Source organism: Wukongibacter baidiensis (assembly GCF_050888315.1).
GTDB classification, from domain to species: Bacteria; Bacillota; Clostridia; order Peptostreptococcales; family Caminicellaceae; genus Wukongibacter; species Wukongibacter baidiensis.
Genome location: NZ_CP138202.1, coordinates 4,915,553 through 4,927,874 on the forward strand (window position 1 = coordinate 4,915,553; position 12,322 = coordinate 4,927,874).

The 12,322-nt window shown below is 34.0% G+C and carries 10 protein-coding genes and 1 riboswitch; all 10 genes read left to right on the plus strand.

The window, feature by feature from the left end; translation table 11 throughout:
* The 10 genes from R9X47_RS22240 (at position 1) to R9X47_RS22285 (ending at position 12,322) form a co-directional block, all read left to right on the plus strand.
* The gene (locus R9X47_RS22240) at positions 1-1,251 is read left to right on the plus strand and encodes a Gfo/Idh/MocA family protein (protein WP_432663274.1); all 1,251 of its coding nucleotides are present in this window, start codon (positions 1-3) and stop codon (positions 1,249-1,251) included.
* A gap of 21 nt (positions 1,252-1,272) precedes the next feature.
* Positions 1,273-2,259 (plus strand): N-acetylglucosamine kinase, encoded by a 987-nt coding sequence (locus R9X47_RS22245; RefSeq protein ID WP_432663275.1) that lies wholly within the window; start codon positions 1,273-1,275, stop codon positions 2,257-2,259.
* A gap of 414 nt (positions 2,260-2,673) precedes the next feature.
* Positions 2,674-3,831 (plus strand): N-acetylglucosamine-6-phosphate deacetylase, encoded by a 1,158-nt coding sequence (gene nagA, locus R9X47_RS22250; protein ID WP_432663276.1) that lies wholly within the window; start codon positions 2,674-2,676, stop codon positions 3,829-3,831.
* A gap of 169 nt (positions 3,832-4,000) precedes the next feature.
* Positions 4,001-4,885 (plus strand): energy-coupling factor transporter transmembrane component T, encoded by an 885-nt coding sequence (locus tag R9X47_RS22255; RefSeq protein ID WP_432663277.1) that lies wholly within the window; start codon positions 4,001-4,003, stop codon positions 4,883-4,885.
* The gene (locus R9X47_RS22260) at positions 4,858-6,435 is read left to right on the plus strand and encodes an ABC transporter ATP-binding protein (protein WP_432663278.1); all 1,578 of its coding nucleotides are present in this window, start codon (positions 4,858-4,860) and stop codon (positions 6,433-6,435) included. Before R9X47_RS22255 ends, R9X47_RS22260 begins: the two co-directional genes overlap by 28 nt.
* A gap of 28 nt (positions 6,436-6,463) precedes the next feature.
* The gene (locus R9X47_RS22265) at positions 6,464-7,090 is read left to right on the plus strand and encodes an ECF transporter S component (protein ID WP_432663279.1); all 627 of its coding nucleotides are present in this window, start codon (positions 6,464-6,466) and stop codon (positions 7,088-7,090) included.
* A 92-nt stretch (positions 7,091-7,182) separates the two neighbouring features.
* A riboswitch (cobalamin riboswitch) is annotated at positions 7,183-7,393 on the plus strand.
* A gap of 200 nt (positions 7,394-7,593) precedes the next feature.
* On the plus strand, positions 7,594-8,529 hold the full coding sequence (locus R9X47_RS22270) for a DUF4430 domain-containing protein (protein ID WP_432663280.1): 936 nt from the start codon (positions 7,594-7,596) through the stop codon (positions 8,527-8,529).
* 10 nt (positions 8,530-8,539) lie between these two features.
* The gene (locus R9X47_RS22275) at positions 8,540-9,853 is read left to right on the plus strand and encodes an S-layer homology domain-containing protein (RefSeq protein ID WP_432663281.1); all 1,314 of its coding nucleotides are present in this window, start codon (positions 8,540-8,542) and stop codon (positions 9,851-9,853) included.
* Between the two features lie 26 nt (positions 9,854-9,879).
* Positions 9,880-10,911, plus strand: coding sequence for an Ig-like domain-containing protein (locus R9X47_RS22280; protein WP_432663282.1), 1,032 nt, complete (start codon positions 9,880-9,882; stop codon positions 10,909-10,911).
* A 151-nt stretch (positions 10,912-11,062) separates the two neighbouring features.
* Positions 11,063-12,322 (plus strand): prenyltransferase/squalene oxidase repeat-containing protein, encoded by a 1,260-nt coding sequence (locus R9X47_RS22285; RefSeq protein WP_432663283.1) that lies wholly within the window; start codon positions 11,063-11,065, stop codon positions 12,320-12,322.

The window sequence follows — 12,322 nt, forward strand, 5'->3', positions numbered from 1 at the left end:
ATGTCTAAAGTAAGAATTGCACTTATTGGTGCTGGAGATAGAGGTAAGGATAGATATGGAGAATTTGCAATCCAGTATCCAGAAAATATCGAATTTGTTGCAGTTGCTGAACCAAATGAAATAAAGAGAAAAGAGTTTGCTCAGAAGCATAATATAGCGCTTGAACATCAGTTTGAATCTTGGGAGCCATTATTAGAAAAGACAAAGTTTTGTGATGGGGTAATTATTGCGACTCAAGATGATATGCACTACGAACCTACGAAGCTTGCCATTGAAAAGGGATATCATGTTCTTTTAGAAAAACCCATGTCAAATGATTTGAAGGAGTGTATAGAACTTGGAAAACTTGCCAGCAAATCAGACAAAGCCTTTATGATTTGTCACGTTCTAAGATACACACCATTTTACAGTGCAATAAAGAAAGCAATCGATGAGAAAATGATTGGAGAAGTGAAATCAATACAGCATAATGAAAACATTGCATACTACCACTTTGCCCACAGCTTCGTTAGAGGAAATTGGAGAAATTCTGATGAGTCTAGTCCTCTGATACTAGCAAAGAGCTGTCATGATATGGATATACTATTGTGGCTAGCAGGCAAGCGATGTGTAAAGATATCTTCTTTTGGAGATTTATCATTCTTTAAGGCCGATAAAGCCTTTGAAAATGCCGGCGAAAGATGTGTAGAATGTGATGCAGAAAGGGAATGTCCATACTCTGCTAAGAAAATATATTATAAGTCTATTGGTCAGTGGCCTACCACTGTTATTAGTGAAATACAGACAAAGGAAGCAGTTGAAAAGGCTGTTAAGGAAGGGCCCTACGGTAGATGTGTGTTTAAATGTGATAATAACGTGGTTGACCATCAAGTGACGATTATAGAATTTGAAGATGGAGTAAATGCTACCTTCAATCTAAGTGCATTTACTAATAAACAACACAGAACCCTAAAGATTATGGGAACAGAGGGCGAAATAAGAGGCGATGATAACAGAAACGAGATTGAGATACAAAGATTCGGCTCTAATGAAAGAATAATAATAAATCCAGAGGTAACTACTGGAGGCCATGGTGGTGGTGACCATGGTATAATGGAGGATTTTATTTCCTTAATTAAGAACAATAGTGGAAAGGCCTTGACTTCAGCGGATATTTCAGTGGAAAGTCATGTAATGTCCTTTGCGGCTGAGGAATCAAGAGTTAATAATAGGACTATAGAGATTAAAGAGTTCTATAAGAAATTTGACTAATTTTAGATTAGGGATGGTAAAATGATATTTTTAGGCGTAGATGGTGGAGGAACAAAGACTGCTTTTATGCTCATAAATGAAGAAGGTAGGATACTTGGATACACGGTAAAGGGAACCTGCCATTATAAGCAAGTTGGAATAGATGGTTTTAGTAGAATTTTAAAAGAAGGAATTGAAGAAGGCTGTAATAAGGCTGGGATAAATATTGATGATATCTCCTTTTCTTTTCTAGGGTTACCGGGATATGGTGAGATAGTAGAAGATGCAAGAAACATGGAAAAAGAAGTAAAGACTGCTTTAATGTCTGATAGATTCAGATGTGGAAACGACGTAGAAGCAGGATGGGCAGGGTCCTTAGCATGTAGACCAGGTATAAATATTGTTGCCGGTACTGGAGCAATAGGTGTGGGTATTAATAGAAATGGAAAGATTGCTAGGGCCAGTGGATGGGGTCATATTTGTGGTGATGAAGGTTCTGCATACTGGTTAGGTAAAAAAGCCATTGAGATATTTGGTAAGGAGTCAGACGGAAGATTGGAAAAAACTCCAATATACGAGATTATGCGTAGGGAGTTAAATATAGAAAGAGATTTTGATTTGATTTCAATAGTTTTAGATAAATATAAGGTAGATAGAGGTAAGATAGCAGGGCTTGCTGAGTTTGTTTTTAAGGCGGCTCAAGAAGGGGATAAATATGCAATAGAAGTGTTTGAGGAAGCTGCTTATGAGCATTGTCTAACTATAGGGTCAATAATTAAGCAATTAGATTTTTCAGAGGAAGATGAGTTGCTTGTGTCCTATTCTGGTGGGGTGTTTAAGGCGGGAGAGTTAGTTTTAGATCCCCTTGAAAGATATATTTCAGGTCTTCATAAAAATATAAGAATAGTTAAGCCAGTGTTAAAGCCTATAACGGGATCGGCTTTGTATGCATTAAAATTAGGAGTAGAGGAATTTGATGAAGAAATAATTGTTAGATTAATAGATGATGAAAGATCAAAAGTACAATAATATGTATGACAGATGTTTATGCTTCTAAGGCGAAATAAATGAAAAAGAACGTAAAAGCGATGAAAATTTTGAGAAAGCTAAGATTCGTTCCATTGTAAAATCTTAAATCATGATAACTCGCTGCGCTCAGACAATCATGATTCTTAACAGATTTTACAATTTCACTCATCAAGTTTTCTTTACAAAATTGTTCAAAAGCTTTTACTTATCTTTTTCATTTATTTCTTATGTAGACTTACAAGGTGAGATTTTATTTGGGAAAAGAATAGAAAAACAGAATATTCACAAGGGGATTCTAATGTATAATATAGAAGTAGAAGGACAAAAAATTGTTTTTCTACTTTTATTATTGATTAATAGAGACATAAACATATGACTTTAAAAATAGAAACTTAATAGAAAGGAGAGAGTTAAATGAAATACTTAATTAAAGCTTCTGAAATTTATTGTGAAGATGGTATTGTGAAAAATGGTAGTTTAGTAGTGAATAATGAGATAATTGAAAGTATAGTTCCTTGTGAAGAAGAACAAGAATTAGATATAATTGACTGCACTGGATATAAAATAATACCTGGATTAATAGATTTACATATTCATGGTGCCAATGGTTTTGATACTATGGACTCTAGCTATGAGGCATTAAATGAAATATCAAAGTATCTTTCAGCTAATGGGGTAACTTCATTTTTACCTACTACAGTTACGGCTGACTGGGAAAGAATAAGAGAGGCTGTTGTAAATGTTGAAAAGACCATGAAAAAAGGGGTGGAAGGTGCTTCAATAATTGGCTCATATGTTGAGGGGCCATTTATAACGGAGAAGAACAAAGGAGCCCATCCTGCGGAGTTTATTAGAAGTTTAGATGATAGTGATGTTGATAAGTTATTAGAGGATTCGAAGGGTAGCATAAGGGTAATTACGATTGCTCCGGAAAAGGATGGCTCTATAGACTTAATCAAATCATTAACTTCAAAGGGGATTAAGGTTTCAATTGGACATACAAATGCAACCTTTGACGAAACTAAAGAAGCCATAGAAAATGGAGCAAATATTGCCGTACATGTTTTTAATGGCATGAGAGGGCTACATCATAGGGAGCCAGGTGTTGTAGGAACAGTTTTAGCCGTAGATGAGATATATGCTGAGCTAATAGCTGACACGATACATGTTCATCCTGAGGTAATGAAGATATTAGTTAAGTGTAAAGGGGTAGATAAGGTTTGCCTAATCAGTGACTGCATGAGAGCAGGTGGACTTAAGGATGGAGAATACAAATTAGGAGAATTAGAAGTTATTGTAAAGGATTCAGTTTCACGTTTGAAGAGTGGTTCTCTTGCAGGAAGTACACTTAAGCTTATTGATGGTGTTAAAAATATGATTGAAAAAGTTGGAATAGGTTCCATGGATGCCGTTCACATGGCATCTTTAGTTCCCGCCAAAATACTAGGTATAGATAATAAGTTAGGAAGTATAAAGGAAAATAAAGTAGCTAATATGACTATTGTTAACAATGATTTCCAAGTTGTCATGACCATTATAAATGGAGAGATAGTGTATAACGGCTTAGAATAATGAAAGAAGGAGCAAAGTAGATATATCTTAGTTTAAACCCGAAAGTCAACAAGTCTTCGGGTTTAAATTATTTATAGGTTAATTTATTTTGAAAAAAGCCCATACAATGCTATAATTAGTATGAATTATAGCAAATTAATATTTTGCGAACTATTGGGTAGGTGTTAAAATGTTAAAGCTACATCCCTTTTCAGTTATAATATTAACGGGAATTATTTTTTTTGCAGTTATTTTTTATAATCATCCAATTTATATAGCTTTTATGTTAATGTTTTTGATCAGTAGTTTTATTTTATTAGGAGAAAATAAAAAGTTGAAAAACGCTTTAAAATACAGCCTTTTTATGATATTACTAATTATAATAATAAATCCAATAGTATCAAATAATGGTATGACAGTTATATATAAAGGCTTAAGGCTACCTATAATAGGACGGTTTAAGATTACTTTAGAAGCTATCGTGTTTGGAGTGTTTATGGGATTAAAGCTTATGTCAATGACCTTAGTTTTTCTTTTATATAGTATTCTAATCGATGTAGATGATTCCTTTGGATTTTTTTCGAAGTATGCCCATAAGCTTACCTTAACCTTGTCTATGACTACAAATATAATACATAGATTAAGATTAGAAATAACGAGGGTAAGGGATGTAATGGTTTTAAGGGGAGCAAATTTAAATGAAAAGAATATCTTAAAGAGGATAAAGGCATATTATCCTATCTTAAAGGTAGTTCTGATATCATCATTAGAAGGGTCTATAAATAGAGCTGAGGCATTACATTCAAGGGGATACGGTAAAGGGAAAAGAACTCTCTACTCGAAGCTTGAGTTTAAGCCGGTAGATTACATACTAACAGGATTAAGTTTCATTTTTTTAGGATTATTAATATATGGATGGGCTACAAATAAGGGAAGCTATTCATATTATCCAAGATTAGAAGGCTATGAGTATAAAGATATTATCTTTTTAGTTATTATGAGTATACCTATGTTGATTAACCTTGTATTAATTTGGGGGTGTAAGAGATGGAAATTTTTAAAATACAAAATCTAACATATTACTATCCTAATGCAGAAGAGCCAGCCCTCAATAACATAGACCTCACTATAAATGAAGGAGAGTTCATACTACTTCTAGGGAAATCCGGATCGGGTAAATCAACATTAGGGCGAGTGTTCAATAAAATAGTACCGGAATTCCATGGTGGTAAAATTGGTGGAATTATAAATGGAACAAAGGAAGTTGGAATGGTATTTCAAGACCCTGAAAAGCAATTGGTTATGGATAAGGTCGAGAGGGAGCTTGCCTTTGGCCTTGAAAATTTAGGTATTAAACCTGACCTGATGAGAAAAAGGATTATGGAGACCTTAAGCTTTCTAAATATGTGGGAGATAAGGGACAAAAAAACCTTTGAACTTTCAGGGGGGCAGAAACAAAAAACTGCTGTAGGTGCTACAATTGCAATGGGATATAGGTTCTTAGTATTAGATGAACCTACATCACAACTTGATCCCGTAGCAGCAGAAGAAATATTGAATATATTGAAAAGGTTAAATGAAGAATTGGGATATACTATCATTTTAATTGAGCAAAGGATAGATAGATGCTTTCATTTGGCCGATAGAGTATTATTTATGGATAAGGCGAGACTAGTTTTTGATGGAAATCCTGAGGAGTTTGCCTTTTGGTGTAATTCGAGGGATATGAAATTTTTACCCTCAATGTCAGACCTATTTGTAAAACTAGAACACGACACTATACCACTTACGGTAAAAGATGGGAGAAAAAAGCTCAAGGAATTAGGTTATTACGGAAGTAATCAAGAATTAGAAAAAAATAAAAGAGATATTTTAAATGAAAAAGAAATAATAAATATCAAAAAAGTAAGTTATACATATGAAAATGGAAAAGAGGCCCTTAAAAATTTAGATTTGAAAATTGATAAGGGAGAGATATTAGGGATAATGGGTGAGAATGGTGGAGGTAAGTCCACCTTGCTGAAAAATATATCTGGGATATTAAAGCCTACAAAAGGGAAGTTGATTGTAGGAGGCGAAGTCGGATTTCTTTCTCAAAATCCCAACGATTATTTATTCAATGATACAGTCTATGAAGAACTTAAATATACATTAGATAATAAAAACATTAAAGATGATGGTAGAATAGAAAGGGTTTTGAAGGATTTAAATATCTATAAGTATATAGATAGAAATCCAAGGGATTTAAGCGGTGGTGAAAGGCAAAGAGTTGCCCTTGCTTCTATACTAGTAATGGAACCGGATATATTGCTTTTAGATGAACCAACTAGAGGATTGGACAAGGACTTAAAGGATAGATTGGGAGAGATAGCTCTTCAGCTCAAAGGGAGAGGGAAAACTATTATAATAGTAACCCATGATGTAGAATTCTTAGGAAAGTATGCAGATAAAGTTGGCCTTATTTTTGATGGGAGTATAGCCCAGATAGGTTGTAAGTATGATGTTTTAACAACAGGTATATACTATTCAACTCAGATCAATAAACTTTTTTCTGGAAATGTTGATGGAATTCTAACTTTAGATGATGCCTTGAACTTGTTTAAGAAAGAACAGGCTGCAAGTTAATCTGGATTTAAAGAAGGTGATACTAAATATGAACTATGGCATAGTTTCATCCATAATAATTTTAGCTTCTTTTTGCTTTGTTTTTATATCCTATGAGAAAAAGAAGACTTCTGTAAAGGAAATATCCCTTATTGCAACCTTAGCAGGACTAGCAGGTGTGTCTAGGGTCCCCTTTGCTGCGCTAGCTAATGTACAGCCGACTACCTTTTTAGTAATAATTTCTGGATATGTGTTTGGACCGGGATTTGGATTTATGGTAGGGGCTATAGCAACTCTTGTTTCAAACAGCTTTTTAGGTCATGGTCCGTGGAGTCCATGGCAAATGGTGGCCTGGGGGCTTGCTGGGTTTAGTGGTGGAATGCTAAAGAAGATAATGAAAAAGCCTCATAGATTAAAATTAAGTATATTTGCTTTTGTATGGGGATTTCTATTTGGATACATCATGAATCTATGGCATTGGCTGTTTTTTGTATATCCATTAAGTTTCAAAAGTTTTATAGCTATATATATTAGATCCTTCTATTTTGATTTAATGCATGCCATTGGAAATTTTGTATTTACATACTTTTTAGGTAAGGACTTTATAAATATACTTGTAAGATTCAAGGATAGGATAAGTTACAGTGAAATACCACCTGAGAAAATAATTGAATAATTCGAGTTTAATTGTAGAAAACACTTGAAATAAAAGTGGGATATTTTATAATGAATATATAAGAACTACGTAATCAAGTTTATTACAATAAAAATTTAAAATAGTGTTATGGTTTGGGAAAAGGGTGAAATGCCCTTGCTGTAGTCGTAGCTGTAACCAGGGATGAGAGTCAAATTATGCCACTGTCCAAGAATTTTGTTAGCGAGAAGATGTTTGAGTTAATAAGGTTCTGTGAGAGGATGGGAAGGCTTGACTTAAAGATGATCTGGGAGCCAGAAGACCTATCATAGCATGATTTAATTAACCTCCGACTAGAGGGATTAAATATATATGTAATTGCGGTATAGTTTTCTTTTATATCTGAATTTATGTATATTTTTAACCTTTTCCTAATAGGAGAAGGTTTTTCTATTGAGGTTATTTCTCGAAGGGAAATGCGACTAAAGCGAAGGGGTTCTACGTTCTTGAGTTCTTACTTCATTAAATTTTGGAGGTGAAATAATATGAAAAAACTATTATTTCCATTACTGATTATTTGCATATTCACATTAGTGGGTTGCAGTGAAGAAACTGTTTTAGAAAATGCTAAGGTAAATGTAATTATCTCAAAGAATTTTGGGGATGAAGAACTAACGAGTAAAGAGATAAGTGTTTTAGAAGAGTCTAGTGTAATGGAAGTTATGGAAGGTAATTTTGATATAGAAACTGCCTATGGAGGAGGATTTATAAACGGAATTGATGGTTTGAAATCAGGTTTTACTGGAGTTAAAGATAAGAAGAAAGTTGATTGGTTCTATTATGTAAATGGGATAGTAGCTGAGGTTGGAGCAAATGAATACTACCTGGGGCCAAATGATCTTGTAATATGGGATTATCATGACTGGAGCAAAAGCATTTATCTTTCTAGCATAATTGGAGCCTATCCTTTGAATTTTATAAATGGACATGGAGAAGGAAACCTAAAAACAGAAATTCTTATAAGTCAGGATTATGAAAAAGAAGGTAATGGGTTATTTGAATTTTTGAAGGCAGAAGGTCTTGAAAGTATCGAGACAAAGGGGTTAAAGGAAGAAGAACTAGAAAATGGAGAAATAAATTCAATTGTAATTGGAACGTGGAATGAAATATCGCAGTTTGACTACATAAAAGACGTCTATGAAAATGGGAAAAAAGCTGGTCTGTTTTTTAAGCTCGGTGAAAATATAACAGCCTTAGATGCAAAAGGCGAGATTTCCAATGTATATGAAAAGGGAGCGGTAATAACTTCTATAACTAAGGAGTATGGATTAAATGGAACCCTTTGGCTAATTACTGGTAATGATGAAGCCTCTATAAAAAGGGCAACTAGACTACTTTATGAAGAACCGGAAAAGATTAAGGGAAAATTTTCTGTGATTGTAGCGGATGATGATGTAATAAGCATTCCAACAAAAAAATAGGAGGGATTATATGAAAAGGTTTATTAGTTTTGTTCTTATCTTTGTTCTATTATTTTCAAGTATATCATTTGGACTAGAACTAAAAGATACAGCAGAGTATTTGAAAAACCAGGATTTAGACGAGTGGGGAATTTTAGCCTTGTATTCAAAGGGTGAAGATGTCAAAGGAATATCATTAGAGAGAATTGATTCAAAGGTTACTACAGACTATGAGGCTTATATCATGGGAGCCTTAGCTCAAGGTAAAGATATACCTAAGGAAATCGAGATAATCAAGAATAGCCAACTAAGCAATGGGAAGTTTGCCGATTTTATAGATGCTACGGGTGAAGACTTGATAAATGCTCATGTATGGGGGATTATATCACTTTATTCAGCAGGTGTAGAAGAATTTGATAAGGAAAAGGCACTCCAGTGGTTAAAGGAAAATCAGAATGAAGACGGGGGATTTCCAGTATATACTGGGGATTCAGATTCTGATTTAGATATGACTGCTATGGGAATCGTGGCCTATAAAGCATTAGGTCTTAACAAGGAATCAGAGGAAGTGAAGAATGCTCTTAGGTTTATAGATAAAAATATAAGTAAAAGGGAAAACTGTGAAAGCCTTGCATGGAACATCATGTCAAGGATAAGCGTAGGGGAAAAAGTAGACAAAGAATTATATGATAAGCTGATGACATATAAGCTCGATGACGGATCCTTTAAGCATATAAAATCAATGACTAAAGGAAGCTATATAGCAACTTGGCATAGTCTTTTAGCTAGAGTTGACTATATGAATAAGGTATCTATATTTGATAAATTACATAATGCGAATAAATCTGTAAAATTTAAGGATTTAAGTGAAAGTGATTATGGATATGATGAAATAGTAACTCTTGTTAACAAGAATGTAGTATCAGGTTATCCAGATGGAAGCTTTAAACCGAATAATGAGGTTAAAAGATCAGAATTTGCTAAGTTTTTAATCTACGGACTAGGCATGCAGGATGAAATATCAATAACTACAAATGAGTTCAATGATTTAGAAGGTCATTGGGCAAATAAAATTGTTGCCTTAGCAGTAAAGAATGAATATATAAAAGGAATTGATAATGGAAAGTTTGCTCCGGAGGATAAGATAACAGGAGCACAGGTTGCTACTATGCTTGTAAGGGCTAAGGGTTTAGAAAATGAGGCTAAAGAGATACAAGGTGAAAAATGGTATGAGGGTTATGTAGAGATAGCTGAGAAATATAATATGCTCTATGATAATTTTGACCCAAATAGTAATGCAACAAGAGCTCAATGTGCAGTATCTATATCAAAATTAAGTAAATAAATTACTTACTCATGAGGAGGATTACTATGAAAAAAAGAATGCTGGGTTTATTAATTGTATTTTCCATGATATTTAGTTTTGCTCCATTAGTTAATAGTGACTTAGAGGCTTATGCAGATAATAGCGGTAAGGAAATTCGTGTAAGAGTAGAAGGAAAGACTACGAATCTGCATGATAGTTTTATTACATTAACTGATGAAGAGACAGGACTGGATTTACTAAAGGAAGCAGTAGGAGAAGCAAGTATAGAAGGTTCAAATGGTGATTATGGATATTACATAACTGGAATATTAGGAGAGAGTGGAGAAAGTACAAGCGAATACTCTTCATCTTGGGGATACTATGTAGTATCTAACGGTGAAACTGAAATCCCAATGACAGCTATTGACAACCTACAATTAGATAATGTAGATGAGCTTATATTTTACATAACTGCATCTGGGCCTAACTGGGAGCAACTTACATTTGTACCTAAGGTAGAAGTAGGAAATGAAGGAAATGATACGTTAATAGTAGTAAATAAAATAGTAACTGATTGGTCTACGGGGGGAACAAGCCATGAGCCTGTAGAGGGAGCTACTGTATATATAGAAAATGTTGGAGAATATACAACCGATGTTGATGGTAAGGTAGTAGTAGATCTAGAAACCGGTGAATATTCTGTAGAGGTATTTAAAAATGGAGATTATCCGGAATTAGTAAGAGACGTATTTGTAATCATTGTAGAAGACAAGTTTAATGAAGATGACAGTGATTATGATCTATGGGAATCAGAAAATACTGATGTAGCATCAAATAAGACATGGAATATAGTTTTCAATATGGAAATTGAGAAGGATTCTCTTCAGGATAGCATAATAGTAGTAGATTCTGAAAGAAATATTGTTACCGGAGAAGTTGAAGTAGATTCTAATAATAAAACTGTATTAGTAAAGGCTCCAGAAGGTGGATATGATGCTGGAGAAACATATACATTGTATATAAAGAATCAAATTCAATCCATTGATGGAAAAACATTAAAAGCGTCGTTGAGAATGCCTTTTACTATCGCTGAATAATATATGGGGCTGTCTCATAAAAGTATCTCATGAGCTCAGTCCCGGGGTGTTTCAGAATGAGTGGAGTTCAAGATTTTGAAATTCATCATTGTGGGACACCTCATTTTAATATGTAATGGACTTAGAGAGTATAGAAGAAAGGATAGGAAAAATGAATAATAAGTTAAGGAAATCATTATTTTTTATTTTAATAATCAGTATGTTTTTTACAATAAACACTTCTTTTGCAGCTAGCAGCAAAGATGATGAAGAATTGATAGAGGATGCTTTAGAAGATCTATTAGATTACTATGAAGACGATGAAGAGTATAGCTTTAGGGAAGCAATTGGATTAAATTATTCTAGTGAAAACCTGGACAAGGAAATCAAAAGTATAGCTAAAAACTTTGAATTAAGTGATGAAGAGGCTGCATCAGATTATGCTGGAAATATAATCGGCATTATTGCTTCTGGAGAAAATCCAGAAGACTACGATAGCGAAGATCACGTAGAACTGCTTGTAGATTCTCAAGAGAAAAGTGGAAAGTTCATTGTAAATGCTGGTGATGATCATCCAGCTACTTTAGCTTGGAGTATAATAGCATTAGACATGGCAGAGGCGAAGTATGATGAAGAAGATGCTATCACAGCTCTATTAGATGAACAAAATAAAGATGGTGGATTTACTTCCAATCCCGATGTGGATACAGCGGCAATGGTAATAACTGCTCTTGCAAATCATAAAGATATAGATGGAGTAGAGGATGCTATAGATGAAGCCCTCGAATTTATTAAATCAAATCAGTTAGACTCAGGAGGATTTCCCTTTATGGGCTCTGATAACCCCTATTCAGTATCCTGTGTTATACAAGCTCTTATTGCCAATGATATAGATCCTTTATCTGAAGAGTGGCATGAAAATGGAAATAGTTTGTTGGATGCGCTTTTAGACTTTAAAGAAGATGATCATTTTGAATATAAGACTAAATGGGGGAGTGAAACAAACTCTGCTACTGAGCAAGCATTTATAGCTCTTGCAGACCTGTATAGAGGTGAGTCCATGTATCAGAACGTAGAGATTTATGAAGACGATTCTGATGAAGAGGAAGAGCAAAATGGAGAATTGAGCTTGGATATATACCAAGATGGAAAGTTTAGAAATGGAGAAGAGGCGAAGATTGAAGTTGAGATAGAAAATGATACTGATGAAGATCAAGAAGTTACTTTGATTATAGCTCTTTATGATATAGATGATGATGAAATGATAAATTATACGCATATTACAAGAACAATTCAAGAAGATAATGAAGAAACAGTAGCAGCAGGATTCCTTATTCCTAGAAAGGGCGACCATGAAGTTAGGGTGTTTTTGTGGGATAATTTAGATGATATGAACATACTGGCGGATCCAATATATTTAGATGTAAAATAG